Source organism: Methylorubrum populi (assembly GCA_036946625.1).
Taxonomy (GTDB): domain Bacteria; phylum Pseudomonadota; class Alphaproteobacteria; order Rhizobiales; family Beijerinckiaceae; genus Methylobacterium; species Methylobacterium populi_C.
Genome location: JAQIIU010000002.1, coordinates 1729260 through 1744159 on the forward strand (window position 1 = coordinate 1729260; position 14900 = coordinate 1744159).

Here is a 14900-nt window from a genome sequence, read left to right on the forward strand (position 1 = left end):
CATGAGCGCGCCCTCCCCTCTCGCGCGCCTCGTCGGCCTCGGCAGCGGCCTCCTGCGCCGCGCCGTGATCGGCCGCGTCCCGAAGCTGTTCGACGCCGCCTATTACCGCGCGCGCAACCCGGGCGTGGCGCGGAGCGGCCTCGACCCGTTCCTGCACTACGCGTGGTTCGGCGCGCGCCGGGACCGCAATCCGAACGCGGATTTCGACACCGCCTTCTACAGGCGCCAGAGCGGCCGCACCCGGCTCGATCCCCTGCGCCACTATCTGCGGACCGGAGCCGCCGCGGGCCTCGATCCGAGCCCCGCCTTCAGCACCGGCCTCTATCTCGCCCGCTACCCCGACGTGGTGGCGGCCGGGATCAACCCGCTCCTGCATTTCCGCAACGACGGCCGGGCGGAGGGCCGCGAGGCTGCGCCCTCGCCGATCGAACCCGACCGCCTGCGGGCGCTGGACGGCGTGGCGGAAGATCACGTCCGCACCCTGCCGGAGGCGGAGGGCGGGCGCTTCGCCCTGACGCTGCTGCGGGAGAGCCCCCTCGATGCAGGAGCGGACTTCGCCCCGCGCTTCTGCCTCCAGCTCTGCGTCGACGGTATCGAGTACGACGCCCTGCTCGACGCCTTTCGCGCCTTCGAGACGGGCGGGCAGGCGGCGGTGGCGCTGGAGATCGACACCGGCGACGGCCCGCATCCGCCGATGCCGACCCAGCTCCTCGCCTTCGAGCGCTGCTTCGTCTCCTGCTCCGGCGACGGCCGCACCGTGACTCTGCGCTACGCCGAGGTGCGAGCCTGGGACCTGCGCCTCAAGCGGCCGGGCGTGGCGGCGGTGTTTCCCGGCGGCGCCTTCGCCACGCGGGTGTTGGCGAAGGGCGAGGCGTGGCCGGCGGGCTGACACATGGCCTCGGCTTCGCGATCCTGCCGGCGAAGGGTGTCGGGCCGCTCGCAAACCTCATCCGGCTGGCGTCGCGCTCTGGACCGCGACGCAGGCCGAACGAGAGGCACGCGCGTCATCCATGACCTAAGCGGCTGCGACGACGCGAATGCCCTACGAGCGCACCACGGCGTCGGAGGCGCCCGGGCCGAGCAGGGCCTCCTCCTCGTCGTCGGCTTCGCCGTCGATCTCGGAGTCGGTTTCGTCGTGACCGTCCACCCCGGCGGCCTCGGCAAGGTTGCGGGCGACCCGGCGCAGCAGCTTGCGCAGGCGGCGGCGCTCCTTGTTGTCGAAGTCTTCGAGCAGTTCGGCCTCGACCTCGTCCCAGATCCGCTCGATCGCCGCGGCCTTGGCCAGCCCCGTCTCGGTCAGGCGGACGCGCACGATGCGCCCGTCGCCGGCCTCGGCCCGGCGCTCGACGAAGCCGAGGGCGGCCAGCCGCGAGATCGTCTTCGAGGCGGTCGGCGGGCGCACCCGCAGCGTCGCGGCGAGATCCCCCATGGTCATGCTGCCGGCCGCCGCCAGCGCCTGCACCACCTGCTCCTGGCCGGCGAACAGGTCCAGCGCGGCGAGCCGGTCGCCGACCCGGGCGCGATGCAGCCGCGCGGCCTGGACCAGAGCCCAGCCGACGCTCTTGGCCGCCGGGGGGCGCAGCCGCTTGACGGCCTTGCTCTCCTTCCCGCTTCGGCCGCCCGGCTGTCCGAGGGCCTCGCCGTGCGCCGACACGGCGACCGCTTCGTTTGCCGCCGACATGATCCGGTTTCCCTTCGCGGACGCGCGAGCCTGAACACGGTCCGAAAAACGCTCAACCACGGGCAGACTCTCAGGCTCACCCGCGCGACAGCATCTGACGGGTCGCGATGAAACTTAGATGACAAAGATCGATGGTGGTATCGCGAGCGGGCCGGCAAGATACGGATCATGCGAGAGACGGCTTCACGGCGCGGCGGAATTGGTGGATTCCGGTGCCGCATGAGCTTCGACCGACCCCGAGACAGCGAGCGATCATGGTGAGGCGCCGCGAGGCGCTGGGCCTCTATCCCCTGCGCGACCTGCGCCGAGTCGCGGAAGACGGCGCCTGGAGCGTGACCGGGCCCGATCCCGTCCTCGCCCTCGGCCCCGGGGCGGCGGTGGCGGCCCTGTCCGGCACCCGCATCCGCGTCCGCTGCCGCCCCGACGGCGTACGGCCGGTGCTCGCGGTCGAGGCGGAGGGCGAGACCGAGCCGCGCCGCTACCGCTTGAGCCCGGGCGAGGCCGGCACCGACGACCTGATCCGCATGCCGCCCGGCACCCGCGCGCTCCGCCTGGAGGTCGCCGGGGCGGAAGCCCGGTTCCGGCTCGACGCCGTGCGGGTCGAGCCGGCGGGGCGGATCGAGGCCGGCCTCCTCTCGGCCCGCAGGATCCTGGAGCGGCTGCCGCCGCAGGAGCGCCGCCCCTTGCGCCTGCTGCGCCGGGCGTTCGGCCTGCTGCGCAGCGTGCCGCCGGGCGAGATCCGGCGGCGCCTGTCCCGCGCCGCGCAGACCCGCCGCCCGCCGCCCGGCTACGCCGCCTGGATCGCAGCGGTGGAGGCGCCGGCGCAAGCCGCGGCCGAGGCCTGCGCCGCGAGGCTCGCGGCCCTGCCGGAGCGCCCGCTGATCTCCGTGCTGATGGCCGCGGGCACGATCGATCCGGCGCCCCTCGCGCAAGCCCTCGCGAGCCTGACGGCGCAGAGCTACCCGGATTGGGAGCTGCTGCTGGTGGCCGACCCATCGGCTGCCCTGCCCGGGCTCGCGGCCGAAGAGCCGCGGCTGCACCTGCTGCCGCCTCCGCCCGGCGGCACGGCCGCCGCCCTTGACGCGGGCCTGGCGCGGGCGGGCGGCGCCTACGTCGCGCTGCTGGAGCCGGATGCGCGGCTGGCGCCCCACGCGCTGCTCGCCTTCGTCCGGCGGTTGGCGACCGAGCCCGGCCTCGACATGCTCTATGCCGACGAGGATCGGATCGGCCCCGGCGGCGAGCGCCGCGATCCGCACTTCAAGCCGGACTGGTCGCCCGAGACCCTGGAATCCGGCTTCTACACCGGCCCGTTCAGCCTCGCCCGCACGTCCCTGGTGCGGGCCGTCGGCGGTTTTCCCGCCGAGAGCGAGGGCGCGCCGGCCTACGATCTGGCCCTGCGCCTGACCGAGCGGACGAGGCGCGTCGGGCACGTCGCCCAGGTGCTCTGCCATCGCCGCGGCGATGCGATCGATCCGGAAGCCGCCGCCCGGGCTCTCTCCGGGCGAGCGCACCGCACCGGCGGGCTCGATTCCGTCCGCGCGCTCGCTCCCGGCCATTTCGCCCTCAGGCGGACGCTCGCGGCGCGCCCGCGCGTCTCGATCGTGATCCCGACCGCCGGGCACGACAGCACCGTCGGCGGGAAGAGCGTCGACCTGCTCGCCGCCTGCCTCGCCGGCATCCGCGCGACGAGCATCTACGAGGCCGTCGAGATCGTGACGGTCGACAACGGCGACCTGCGCCCGCAGACCCGCGCCGCGGTCGAGCGGTTCGGCGCACGCCCGGTGACCTGGGAAAACCCCGTCTTCAACGTCGCCGCCAAGATGAACCTCGGGGCGAAGGCGGCCACGGGCGCGGTGCTGATCTTCCTCAACGACGGCATCGCCTGCATCACGCCGGACTGGATCGAGGCGATGCTGGCGCTGCTGGCCATTCCCGGCGTCGGCGCGGTCGGCCCCAAGCTGCTGTTCGAGGACGGCAGCCTGCAGCATGCCGGCGTGGTGTTCGGCGAGGGCCTGCCGGACCATGTCCGCCGCGGCTTTCCCGGCGACGATCCCGGTTATCACGGCTCCAGCCTCGCCAACCGCAACGTGCTGGCCGTGACCGGGGCCTGCATGATGGTGGGCCAAGCCGATTTCGAGTCGGTCGGCGGCTTCGACGAGGGATACGCGATCAACTACAACGACATCGACCTGTGCCTGCGGCTCGGCGAGCGGGACCTGCGCACGGTCTACTGCGCCGATGCGGCCCTGCATCACTACGAGAGCCGCAACCGCATCCCGACCGTCGATCCCGCCGAGCAGGCCCGCTTCCGCAAGCGCTGGGGCGCGCGGCTCGCCTGCGACCCGTACTATCCCGACGCCTTCGGCATCCGCCCGCCGGCCTTCGAACTCGACGCCGAACGGTTTCCGGCAGCCGCGCGGCGCATGGTAGAGGCGTGGCGATGATGGCGACGTTCGATCACGGGATGCCCCCAGGCGCGGGCCGGTCCTCCATGGCGCGAAACCGAAAGGCGCCGCGTGCCCGGATCGCTTCGCGGACGCTCGAACGCCCCTTCCGGCGCCGTCGCGCTTCTGGATTGCCTCGCCATTCGGCTCGCAATGACGGGGTGGGTCCGCTTCTCCGTCATTGCGAGGCGGGGCCGAAGCCATCCGGCGGCACGACGGCGCCGCCCTTCTCTCGCATCGGAGACCGCCCGTGAAGGCCGTGATCCTGGCGGGCGGACTCGGCACGCGGCTCTCGGAGGAGACCGTGGTGCGCCCCAAGCCCATGCTGGAGATCGGCGGACGGCCGATCCTCTGGCACATCATGCAGATCTTCGCCGCCCACGGCGTGAGCGAGTTCGTGATCTGCCTCGGCTACAAGGGCTACGTCATCAAGGAGTTCTTCCTCAACTACCGCCTGCACCTGAGCGACGTCACGCTCGACCTCGGCCGGGGCGACGTGCAGTTCCACCGCTCGGCCGCCGAGGACTGGAAGGTCTCGCTGATCGAGACCGGCGACGCCACCATGACCGGCGGGCGGCTCAAGCGCGTGCGCGACTACCTCGGCGAGGACGATTTCTTCATGACCTACGGCGACGGCGTCGCCGACATCGACCTCACCGCGCTCAGCCGCTTCCACCGGGCGCACGGGCGCCTCGCCACCCTGACGGCGGTGGTGCCGCCGGGCCGCTTCGGCGCGCTCGACCTCGACGGCGATTCGGTCCGCAGCTTCCGCGAGAAGCCGGCGGGCGACGGGGCGACCGTCAACGGCGGCTTCTTCGTGCTCTCGCCGCGTGTGCTCGATCGGATCGAGGGCGACGCCACCGTGTGGGAGAACGAGCCGCTGGAGCGCCTCGCCCGCGAGGGGCAGCTCCACGCCTACCATCACACCGGCTTCTGGCAGGCGATGGACACCTTGCGCGACAAGAAGCACCTCGAAGAACTCTGGGCCCGAGGTGACGCCCCGTGGAAGGTGTGGTGATGGGTGCGCTCAACCCCGATCCCGCCTTCTGGGCCGGGCGGCCTGTCCTGCTGACCGGCCATACCGGCTTCAAAGGCGCGTGGCTGAGCCTGTGGCTGGCGCGGCTCGGCGCCCGCGTCACGGGCTTCGCCCTGAGCCCCGAGACCCGGCCGAACCTGTTCGAGGCGATCGGCTTCCCATTGCGGGCCTCGCGCATCGGCGACATCCGCGACGCCCGCGCCATCGCGGACGCGGTCGCGGCGTCCGAGCCCGAGATCGTCATCCACATGGCGGCCCAGGCCCTGGTGCGGCCCTCCTATGCCGACCCGGTCGGCACGTTCGCGGTCAACACCATGGGCACCGTCCACCTGCTGGAAGCGGTGCGGGCGGCGCCCGGCGTGCGCGCCATCGTCGTGGTGACGAGCGACAAGGCCTACGAGAATCGCGAATGGCCCTACGCCTACCGCGAGACCGAGGCGATGGGCGGGCGCGATCCCTACAGCGCCTCGAAGGGCTGCGCCGAACTCGTCACGAGCGCCTACCGCGCCTCGTTCTTCGGCGCGGGCGGCCATCCGGCGCGGATCGCCAGCGCCCGGGCGGGCAACGTCATCGGCGGCGGCGACCGGTCCCTCGACCGGCTGATCCCCGACATCGTGCGCGCGTTCGAGGCGGGTGAATCGGTCGAGATCCGCGCGCCCCACGCGATCCGCCCCTGGCAGCACGTGCTGGAGCCGCTCGCCGGCTACCTGCGGCTTGCCGAGTGCCTCGCGGGCGCGGACGGCGCGGCCTTCGCGGAGGGCTGGAACTTCGGGCCGGCGGACGAGGATTGCCGCCCGGTCTCGGACCTCGTCGCGCGGCTGGCGGCGGGCTGGGGCGACGGGGCCGCCTGGCATCTCTCGCAAAAGCCCCACCCGCACGAGGCGACCTATCTCAAGGTCGATGCCTCCAAGGCCCGCGCCCGGCTCGGCTGGGACCGGCGGCTCACCCTCGACGCGGCGCTCGACTGGACCGCCGCATGGTATCGCGCGGTCGCCGCCGGCGCCGATCCGAGGGCCCTGGTCGAGACCGAGATCGCGCGCTACGAGGCGTTGGGACGGCAGGGAGCGCTCCAGTGATACCATTTGCCGGTCGCTTCGCGTGCTCGCACATCCCCTCGCCCCGCGTGCGGGGAGAGGGAGGCGCCGGCCGAGTTCGCTTCGACTTGTCGGAATCCGTATGACCCGTCCGACCTGCCGCGCCTGCGGCGCCGCCCTCACCCGGACCTTCTGCGATCTCGGCCTCTCGCCGCTCGCCAATTCCTACGTCACGCCCGAGCGGCGCCACCGGGGCGAGGTCTTCCACCCGCTCCACGCCTATGTCTGCGACGCCTGCTGGCTGGTGCAGCTCGAAGCCTTCGAGAGCCCCGAGGCGATCTTTTCGGATTACGCCTACTTCTCCGGCTTCTCGGCGGGCTGGCTGCGGCACGCGGAAGGCTACGTTTCCGCGATGATCGAGCGCTTCGGCCTCGGGCCGGACAGCAAGGTCGTCGAGGTCGCGAGCAACGACGGCTCCCTGCTGCAATACTTCGTCGCCCGCGGCGTACCGGCGCTCGGCGTCGAGCCGGCGGCCAACGTCGCGCGCGCGGCGGTCGAGCGCGGCGTGCCGACGGAGGTCGCCTTCTTCGGCCGCGACACCGCCCGGCGGCTCGCCGCAGCGGGCCACATGGCCGACCTGACTGCGGCCAACAACGTGCTCGCCCACGTGCCCGACATCCTCGACTTCGCCGCGGGCTTCGCCGAGATCCTGAAGCCGGAGGGCGTGGCGACCTTCGAGTTCCCGCACCTCCTGCGGATGATCGAGAGGCGGCAGTTCGACACGATCTACCACGAGCACTTCTCCTACCTCTCCCTCGGCGTGGTGATCGGCATCCTGCGCCGGCAGGGCCTGCGGGTGTTCGACGTCGAGGAATGGCCGACCCACGGCGGCTCGCTGCGCGTCTTCGCCTGCCACGAGGCGGCCCCGCACCGGCCGACCCCGGCGCTGGAGCGCGTGGTGCTCGGCGAGTGGGGCGCCAACCTGTTCGACCCGTCCGGCTACGACGGCTTCGGGACGGCGGTGGCCGACATCAAATGCGCGGCCTTGCGCTTCCTGATCGAGGAGCGGGCGGCGGGCCGCACGGTCTGCGCCTACGGCGCGGCGGCCAAGGGCAACACCTTCCTCAACTCTTGCGGCATCGGCCCGGAACTGATCCGCGCCGTCGCCGACCGCTCGCCGCACAAGCAGGGCACGTGGCTGCCCGGCAGCCGCATCCCCGTGGTCCCGCCCGACGACCTGCTGGCGATGCGCCCCGACACGGTGCTGATCCTGCCCTGGAACCTCAAGGACGAGATCGCCGGCGAGATGGCGGCGATCCGCGCATGGGGCGGCCGCTTCGCCGTGGCGATCCCCGAACTGACGGTGTTCTGATGGTCCTGTCCGACCATCCCGTCATCGCGAGCGTGAGCGAAGCGATCCAGGGGCTCGCCCTCTCCGGAGAAGGCGGCGGTGCCGGATCGCTTCGGCTCCGCCTCGCAATGACGGCGGCAGCCTGGACGAAAGGCTCTCTTATGGGCCGCCACGGTCCGAGAGCCTCATGATCTTCGAGGAACGCGCGCTGCCCGGCCTGTTCCGCGTCCGGCCCGAACCGCACGCGGACGAGCGCGGCTTCTTCGCCCGCACCCACTGCGAGGAGGAATTTTCCGAGCGCGGGCTGATCGGGCGCCTCGCGCAGTCGAGCGTGTCGTTCAACCATCGCCGCGGGACCGTGCGCGGGATGCACTTTTCCCGTGAGCCCCATGCCGAGACGAAGCTCGTGCGCTGCACGGCCGGCGCGATCCACGACGCGGTGGTGGACCTGCGGCCCGACTCGCCGACCTACCTGCGCACCGCCCACGTGACGCTTTCGGCGCGGAACCGCGACGCCCTCTACGTCCCGGCGGGCCTCGCCCACGGCTTCCAGACGCTCTCCGACGATACGGAAGTGCTCTACATGATCGACCGGCCGTTCGTGGCCGCCGCCGCCGACGGCGTGCGCTGGGACGATCCCGCCTTCGCCCTCGCGTGGCCCGAGCCGGTGACCGTGATCTCGGCCCGCGACCTCGCCCTCCCCGATTGGGCGGGGCGGTGAAGCGCGTCCTCGTCACCGGCGGGGCCGGCTTCGTCGGCCGCCACGCGGTGGCTGCGCTCGCCGCCCGCGGCTTCGAGATCCACGCGGTCGGGCGAACCCGGCCGGAGGGGGTGCACGCCTTCCGCGCCGCCGACCTGCTCGATGAAGGCCAGCGCCGCGCCGCCGTGTGGGGGCTCGGCGCGAGCCACCTCCTCCACCTCGCCTGGGTGACCGAGCCCGGCCGCTACCGGCAATCGCCGGACAACCTCGCCTGGACGGCCGCGAGCCTCGACCTCGTGCGGGCGTTTCGCGAGGCGGGCGGTGCCCGCGCGGTCGTGGCGGGCACCTGCGCGGAGTATGATTGGACGGGAATGCCGGGCATCGCCGACGGCCGCTTGTCGGAATCCGCCCTCTGCAACCCCACGACGCTCTACGGAGCCGCCAAGGACGGCCTGCGCCGCATCCTGCAAGCCTACGCCGCGACCGCCGGCCTCTCGCTGGCCTGGGGGCGGCTGTTCTACCTCTACGGCCCGGGCGAGACAACGGGCCGGCTCGTCGGCGACGCGGCGCGGGCGCTGCTCGCGGACCGGCGCCTCGCCACCAGCGAGGGCCGGCAGCGGCGCGACTTTCTCCATGTCGCCGATGCGGGCGCCGCCTTCGCGGCCCTGCTCGACGCGGCCGTCGAAGGGCCGGTCAACATCGGCTCGGGCGAAGCCGTGCCCGTGCGAAAGGTCCTGGAAACGATCGGCGCGCTGACCGGCCGCCCCGACCTGATCGACTTCGGCGCCCGTCCGCTCGCCCCCACCGAACCGGCCTGCATCGAGGCCGACATCCGCCGCCTGACGGAGGACGTCGGCTTCTGCGCACGCTACGGCTTGGAGGGCGGCCTGAGCGAGACGGTCGAGGGCTGGCGCGGGGCGCTCAGCAATGCGGCATCAGCCCCTTGAGCCGGGCCAGGATGTCCTCGCCCGCGCAGGGGCGCGCGATGAACGCGGCGCCCTGCGGCATGCGCTCGGGATCGGGCGAGGCGCGGCCGGACACGATCAGGATCGGCAGGGTCGGCCGGGCCTGGGCGACGGAGGTGGCGAGTTCGAACCCGTCGACGCGGCCCGAGAGCTGCACGTCGGTCACGAGGCCGCAGATGTCGGGCCGGGCCTGAAGGATCGACAGCGCCCGCTCGGCGGACGCGCATTGCAGGGTGTCGTAGCCGCCCTCTTCCAGCACGTCGCCGAGATCCATGATGGTCAGGGCCTCGTCCTCGACGAGGAGGATGACGGGACGGTCGGCTTCCGGATTCGTCGTCTCGGTCTCGCTCGCCACCTTCGGCTCTCCCCGATTGTCCCACCGACCCAAGTTCTTCACCGGCTTGACGGTTTCCCGGTCCGGAAACCGTCGCGCCGCCGCGATGATCCAACGAGAAACCCCGCTGCGGGTTGCAGGGTCCCTGCAAAGGCTTCCCCGGCGGATTCCTGCAGGCTCCCTTGAGGGATCGGCCGGGTCAACCCCTCGCGGTCTCGGCGACAGAGCCATCGCTCGAAGCCGCCTGAGCGGCTTCGCGGCGCCAAGGGACACGACCAAGAGCGCCGCGCGGAGCGGGCTTCTCAGGACCCTGGTCCTGAGAAGCATCGAGCGGAGCGAAAGCCCAAGGGGCCGAGATGTCCGCGGAGGCGGGCGCCGGCGACTGATACGATATCCGGTCGATGACTTCGGCCTGTCCTGCGTCATCGCGAGGCGAAGCCGTGGCGATCCAGGGCGCGCCCTTTCCGGACCTGTCGCGCCCTGGATCGCTTCGCGGCCGCTCGCGATGACGGAGGGGGGCCAAACCCGAAGCGATCAATCGGAAACGGTATGAGGCGGGCCAAGAAAACCAGGGCCATCGCTTCAAGCGATGGCCCTGGTCTCGGCGACGACCGCCGTCACCGCCTCGATCAGGCGGTCGAGGTCGCCGGCGTCGATGGTGAGGGCGGGCGTGAGGTAGACGACGTCGCCGAACGGCCGCACCCAGACGCCGCGCTCGACGAACCGGCGCTTCAGGTCGGCGAGATCGGGGGCCTTCGCGAACTGCACCGCGCCGATGGCGCCGAGCACCCGCACCGCCCGGACGCCGGGACGCCGGTCGAGCGTCCGGAGGCCCGCCTCCAGGCGCGCGGCGAGGGCGCGGGCTTGGGTCAGGCGCGGCTCGGTCTCGAACAGGTCGAGGCTGGCATTGGCCGCCGCGCAGGCGAGCGGGTTGGCCATGAAGGTCGGGCCGTGCATCAGCGCCGCCGCGGGATCGTCCGACCAGAAGGCGGAAAAGATCTCGGTGGTCGCGACGGTGGCGGCGAGCGCCATCGTGCCGCCGGTGAGCGCCTTCGACAGGCAGAGGATGTCGGGCACGATGCCGGCCTGCTCGCAGGCGAACAGCGTTCCGGTGCGGGCGAACCCCGTGAAGATCTCGTCGGCGATGAGCGGCAGGCCGTGGCGGCGAGCGAGGCGCGCAATCGCAGCCAACACCTCCGGCGGATGGGTCAGCATCCCGCCCGCCCCCTGCACCAGCGGCTCGACGATCACCGCCGCGAGTTCGTGGCGGTGGCGGGCGAGCGCCGCGTCGAGGGCGGCTTCCTGCTGGGCCGTGCGTGGAAGCTCACAAAAAACCTGCGTCGGCAAGTAGGCGCCGAAACGGCGGTGCATCCCCTCCTCGGGGTCGCAGGCCGACATCGCGCCCAGGGTGTCGCCGTGATAGCCGCCGCGGAAGGCGAGCACGCGGGTGCGGCCGGTCTCGCCGCGGTTGAGCCAGAGCTGCACCGCCATCTTCAGGGCGACCTCGACCGCGACCGAGCCGGAATCGGTGAAGAAGACGTGGTTGAGTTCCCCCGGCAGCAGGGCGGCGAGGCGCGCGCCCAAGCGCTCGGCCGGGGCGTGGGTGAGCCCGCCGAACATCACGTGCGGCATGCAGGCGAGCTGGTCGGCCATCGCCGCCGCGATATGCGGGTGGTTGTAGCCGTGCACCGCCGTCCACCACGAGGCGATGCCATCGATCAACTCGCGCCCGTCACCGAGCGTGATGCGCGAGCCCCGCGTCGCGACCGCTTCCAGCGGCGGTGCGGCGGATTTCATCTGGGTGTAGGGGCGCCAGAGAGGGTGGCTGTCGAGCCCGGTCATGCGCTGTGGATTGCGGGGCGGCGGCGGCGGAGTCAAACGGCGCCCGCGATCCCTCCCCCGCGGAGGGGGGAGGGGTATCGCATGCGGAAGCCCCTACTCCGCCGCCTCGCCGTAGGCCTCCGGCGGCGGGCAGGAGCAGACGAGGTTGCGGTCGCCGTAGGCGTTGTCGACGCGGTTCACCGGCGGCCAGTACTTGTCCATGCGAAGCGACCCCGAGGGAAAGCAGGCGGCTTCGCGCGAATACGGCCGCTCCCAGGCGCCGATCAGGTCCTGCACCGTGTGCGGGGCGTTCTTGAGCGGGTTGTCGGCCCGATCCATCCGCCCCTCCTCGATCGCCCGGATCTCGTCCCGGATCGCCAGCATGGCGTCGCAGAAGCGGTCGATCTCGGCCTTGGTCTCGGATTCGGTCGGCTCGATCATCAGCGTGCCCGCCACCGGCCAGCTCATGGTCGGCGGGTGGAAGCCGCAATCGATCAGGCGCTTGGCGATGTCCTCGACGCTCACCCCCGCGCTCTTCTGGAACGGGCGCACGTCGACGATGCACTCGTGCGCGACCCGCCCGTTCCGCCCGGCATAGAGGATCGGATAGGCGCCCTCCAGGCGCTTGGCGATGTAGTTGGCGTTGAGGATCGCCACCCGCGTGGCTTGCGTCAGGCCGCGCCCGCCCATCATCAGGCAGTAGCTCCACGAGATCGGCAGGATCGAGGCCGAACCGAAGGCGGCGGCCGAGACCGCGCCCTCCTCGCCCGAGCGCGGATCGGAGGGCAGGAACGGGATCAGGTGCGCCTTGACGCCGATCGGCCCCATGCCGGGCCCGCCGCCGCCATGCGGGATGCAGAAGGTCTTGTGCAGGTTGAGGTGGCTGACATCGGCACCGATGTCGCCCGGCCGCGCCAGCCCGACCATGGCGTTGAGGTTGGCGCCGTCGAGATAGACCTGTCCGCCATGGGTGTGGACGATGTCGCAGAGTTCACGCACCCGCGCCTCGAACACGCCGTGGGTCGAGGGATAGGTGATCATGCACGCGGCCAGCTTGTCCGCGTGCCGCTCGGCCTTCCTCGAAAAGTCCTCGACGTCGATGTTGCCGTGGGCATCCGCCCCGACCACGACGACGCTCATGCCGCACATCTGGGCGGAGGCCGGGTTGGTGCCGTGGGCCGAGGACGGGATCAGGCAGACCGTCCGGTGCCCCTCCCCCTGCGCGAGGTGGTAGCGGCGGATGGCGAGCAGACCCGCATACTCGCCCTGAGCCCCCGAGTTCGGCTGCATCGAGATCGCGTCGTAGCCGGTGATCGCGCAGAGTTTTTGGGAGAGATCGTCGATGAGTTCCCGATACCCTTGCGCCTGCTCCTCCGGCACGAAGGGGTGCAATTCCGAAAACTCCGGCCAGGAGATCGGCAGCATCTCGGCGGTGGCGTTGAGCTTCATCGTGCAGGAGCCGAGCGGGATCATCGCCCGGTCGAGCGCGAGGTCGCGGTCGCTGAGCCGGCGCATGTAGCGCGTCATCTCGCTCTCGGCCCGGTTCATGTGGAAGATCGGGTGGGTCAGGTACTCGGAGGCCCGCTCCAGCGCCGCCGGCAGGCGCGGCTCGGGATAGGCCTCGTCGTAGGGGAGATCGCCGCCGAAGGCGCGCCACACCGCCTGCACGATATCGGGCCGGGTGCGCTGATCGACGCTGATGCCGATGCGGTCCGTGCCGACCTTGCGCAGGTTCACCCCGTTCTCGACGGCGCTCCGCAGGATCACGCCCTGGAACGGGCCGACCTCGACGGTGATCGTATCGAAGAATTCCTTTGGATCGACCTTGAAGCCGAGCGTTTCCAGGCCTGCGGCCAAGCGCACCGCGTCGCGGTGGACACGCAGGGCGATGGCCTTCAGGCCGGCCGGTCCGTGATAGACCGCGAACATCGAGGCGATGACCGCGAGCAGCACCTGGCTGGTGCAGATGTTCGAGGTCGCCTTCTCGCGGCGGATATGCTGCTCGCGGGTCTGGAGCGCGAGCCGGTAGGCGCGGTTGCCGCGGGCATCGACCGAAACGCCGACGATGCGGCCGGGCAGCGCCCGCTTGTGGGCGTCGCGGGTCGCCATGTAGGCGGCGTGCGGGCCGCCATAGCCCATCGGCACGCCGTAGCGCTGCATCGAGCCGACGGCGATGTCGGCGCCCATCTCGCCCGGCGCCTTCAGCAGCGTCAGCGCCAGCGGGTCGGCGGCGACCACGGCGAGCGCGCCCGCCGCGTGGAGCGCGGCGATGACCTCGGAAAAGTCGTGAATCGCGCCGTTCACGCCGGGGTACTGGAACAGCGCGCCGAAGACGGCGGCCGGGTCCAGCTCCGAAAAGGGATCGCCGACCACGATCTCCCAGCCGAGCGGCGCCGCGCGGGTCTTCAGAACGGCGATGGTCTGGGGCAGGCAGTCGCGATCGACGAAGAAGGCGTTCCCGTCCGATTTCGCCACGCGGCGCGCCATGCCCATGGCCTCCGCCGCGGCGGTCGCCTCGTCGAGCAGCGAGGCGTTGGCGACGTCGAGCGCGGTGAGGTCGCAGACCAGGGTCTGGAAGTTGAGGAGCGCTTCGAGCCGGCCCTGGCTGATCTCCGGCTGGTAGGGCGAGTAGGCGGTGTACCAGGCCGGGTTCTCGAAGATGTTGCGCTGGATCGCCGGCGGCATCGTCGTGCCGTGGTAGCCCTGGCCGATCAGCGAGACGAGCAGCCGGTTCCTGTCGGCCGTGGCCCGCAGCTTTTCCAGCGAGCGCCGCTCGGTGAGCGAGGCGCCGAAATCGATGTACTCGGCCTGCCGGATGTCGGGCGGCAGCGTCTCGTCGATCAGCGCATGCAGCGATGTCGCGCCGACCGTCTCCAGCATCTGGTCGATCTCGCTGAGCTTCGGCCCGATATGGCGCCGCGCGGCGAAGTCGAAGGGATCGTGGCGATCGTATTTCATGGGGAGGCCTTTCGAAGGCGGATGCCGCGCGCCTCGTCCCTCCCATCCCCCTCATCCCGAGGTGCCGCAAAGCAGCCTCGAAGGAGGGCTCCAGGGATCATGGCGGGTTCCGGAGGTCTCCTTCGAGGCCTCCGCTGCGCTCCGGCATCTCAGGATGAGGGGACGGGTGGGAAGGGCTCCGGCCGACGCCTATTTCGCGAACGCCGCGTAGGCCGCCGCGTCCATCAGCGCGTCCATGGCGGAGGCGTCGTCGAGCTTGAGCCGGTAGAGCCAGCCCGCGCCCTGCGGATCGGCGCCGACCGAGGCCGGGTCGGCCACCGCCGCCTCGTTGACCTCCGTCACCGCGCCCGAGAGCGGCGCGTAGACGTCGGAGGCCGCCTTGACGGATTCCACCACGGCCGCCGCCTCGCCCTTGGCCAGCTTGGCGCCGACCTTCGGCAACTCGACGAAGACGAGGTCGCCGAGCTGCTCGGCGGCGTGGGCGGTGATGCCGACCGTGGCGACGTCGCCGTCGAGGCGCAGCCATTCGTGCTCGTCGGTGAAACGCAGCATGGTTCGAGCTCCTGACACGAGAGG

Annotated in this window: 12 protein-coding genes; 7 read left to right on the forward strand and 5 right to left on the reverse strand. The window is 71.8% G+C overall.

What is annotated here, in order from left to right; genetic code table 11:
* Position 1: 1 nt before the first annotated feature.
* Entirely contained in the window at positions 2-889 is an 888-nt protein-coding gene (locus PGN25_10120) for a hypothetical protein (protein MEH3117923.1), read from the forward strand.
* 153 nt (positions 890-1042) lie between these two features.
* Here the strand turns inward: PGN25_10120 and PGN25_10125 are convergent, their stop codons facing one another.
* Positions 1043-1681 (reverse strand): MarR family winged helix-turn-helix transcriptional regulator, encoded by a 639-nt coding sequence (locus tag PGN25_10125; protein ID MEH3117924.1) that lies wholly within the window; start codon positions 1679-1681, stop codon positions 1043-1045.
* 254 nt (positions 1682-1935) lie between these two features.
* On the opposite strand from PGN25_10125, the gene PGN25_10130 reads away from it, so the two are divergent.
* The 6 genes from PGN25_10130 (at position 1936) to PGN25_10155 (ending at position 9193) form a co-directional block, all read left to right on the forward strand.
* Positions 1936-4125: a glycosyltransferase gene (locus tag PGN25_10130; protein MEH3117925.1), complete on the forward strand. Its 2190-nt coding sequence runs from the start codon at positions 1936-1938 to the stop codon at positions 4123-4125.
* A gap of 250 nt (positions 4126-4375) precedes the next feature.
* Entirely contained in the window at positions 4376-5143 is a 768-nt protein-coding gene (gene rfbF, locus PGN25_10135) for a glucose-1-phosphate cytidylyltransferase (GenBank protein ID MEH3117926.1), read from the forward strand.
* A complete protein-coding gene (gene rfbG / locus PGN25_10140) occupies positions 5143-6237 on the forward strand; it encodes a CDP-glucose 4,6-dehydratase (protein ID MEH3117927.1) in 1095 nt (364 codons plus the stop codon). The genes rfbF and rfbG overlap by 1 nt, the downstream gene beginning before the upstream one ends.
* A 100-nt stretch (positions 6238-6337) precedes the next feature.
* Positions 6338-7567, forward strand: a complete 1230-nt coding sequence (locus PGN25_10145; protein ID MEH3117928.1) for a class I SAM-dependent methyltransferase — start codon at positions 6338-6340, stop codon at positions 7565-7567.
* 166 nt (positions 7568-7733) lie between these two features.
* Entirely contained in the window at positions 7734-8267 is a 534-nt protein-coding gene (locus tag PGN25_10150; protein ID MEH3117929.1) for a dTDP-4-dehydrorhamnose 3,5-epimerase family protein, read from the forward strand.
* Positions 8264-9193, forward strand: a complete 930-nt coding sequence (locus tag PGN25_10155; GenBank protein MEH3117930.1) for an NAD(P)-dependent oxidoreductase — start codon at positions 8264-8266, stop codon at positions 9191-9193. The genes PGN25_10150 and PGN25_10155 overlap by 4 nt, the downstream gene beginning before the upstream one ends.
* Here the strand turns inward: PGN25_10155 and PGN25_10160 are convergent.
* The 4 genes from PGN25_10160 to gcvH form a co-directional block, all read right to left on the reverse strand.
* Positions 9168-9566, reverse strand: coding sequence for a response regulator (locus PGN25_10160; protein MEH3117931.1), 399 nt, complete (start codon positions 9564-9566; stop codon positions 9168-9170). The two genes, PGN25_10155 and PGN25_10160, sit on opposite strands and share 26 nt — an antisense overlap.
* 561 nt (positions 9567-10127) lie before the next feature.
* Positions 10128-11387 carry an adenosylmethionine--8-amino-7-oxononanoate transaminase gene (locus tag PGN25_10165; protein MEH3117932.1) on the reverse strand — a complete coding sequence of 420 codons (1260 nt, stop codon included), beginning with the start codon at positions 11385-11387 and terminating at the stop codon, positions 10128-10130.
* A gap of 93 nt (positions 11388-11480) precedes the next feature.
* Positions 11481-14324, reverse strand: coding sequence for an aminomethyl-transferring glycine dehydrogenase (gene gcvP, locus PGN25_10170; protein MEH3117933.1), 2844 nt, complete (start codon positions 14322-14324; stop codon positions 11481-11483).
* A 189-nt stretch (positions 14325-14513) separates the two neighbouring features.
* Positions 14514-14876, reverse strand: a complete 363-nt coding sequence (gene gcvH, locus PGN25_10175) for a glycine cleavage system protein GcvH (protein MEH3117934.1) — start codon at positions 14874-14876, stop codon at positions 14514-14516.
* Positions 14877-14900 lie beyond the last annotated feature (24 nt).

What these genes read in the sequence shown, in the direction of transcription:
- PGN25_10120 (MEH3117923.1), top strand. Translation starts at nt 2, where the DNA reads ATGAGCGCGCCCTCCCCTCTCGCGCGCCTCGTCGGCCTCGGCAGCGGC.
- PGN25_10150 (MEH3117929.1), top strand. Translation starts at nt 7,734, where the DNA reads ATGATCTTCGAGGAACGCGCGCTGCCCGGCCTGTTCCGCGTCCGGCCC.
- rfbG (MEH3117927.1), top strand. Translation starts at nt 5,143, where the DNA reads ATGGGTGCGCTCAACCCCGATCCCGCCTTCTGGGCCGGGCGGCCTGTC.
- gcvP (MEH3117933.1), bottom strand. Translation starts at nt 14,324, where the DNA reads ATGAAATACGATCGCCACGATCCCTTCGACTTCGCCGCGCGGCGCCAT.
- PGN25_10165 (MEH3117932.1), bottom strand. Translation starts at nt 11,387, where the DNA reads ATGACCGGGCTCGACAGCCACCCTCTCTGGCGCCCCTACACCCAGATG.
- PGN25_10125 (MEH3117924.1), bottom strand. Translation starts at nt 1,681, where the DNA reads ATGTCGGCGGCAAACGAAGCGGTCGCCGTGTCGGCGCACGGCGAGGCC.
- PGN25_10145 (MEH3117928.1), top strand. Translation starts at nt 6,338, where the DNA reads ATGACCCGTCCGACCTGCCGCGCCTGCGGCGCCGCCCTCACCCGGACC.
- gcvH (MEH3117934.1), bottom strand. Translation starts at nt 14,876, where the DNA reads ATGCTGCGTTTCACCGACGAGCACGAATGGCTGCGCCTCGACGGCGAC.
- PGN25_10130 (MEH3117925.1), top strand. Translation starts at nt 1,936, where the DNA reads ATGGTGAGGCGCCGCGAGGCGCTGGGCCTCTATCCCCTGCGCGACCTG.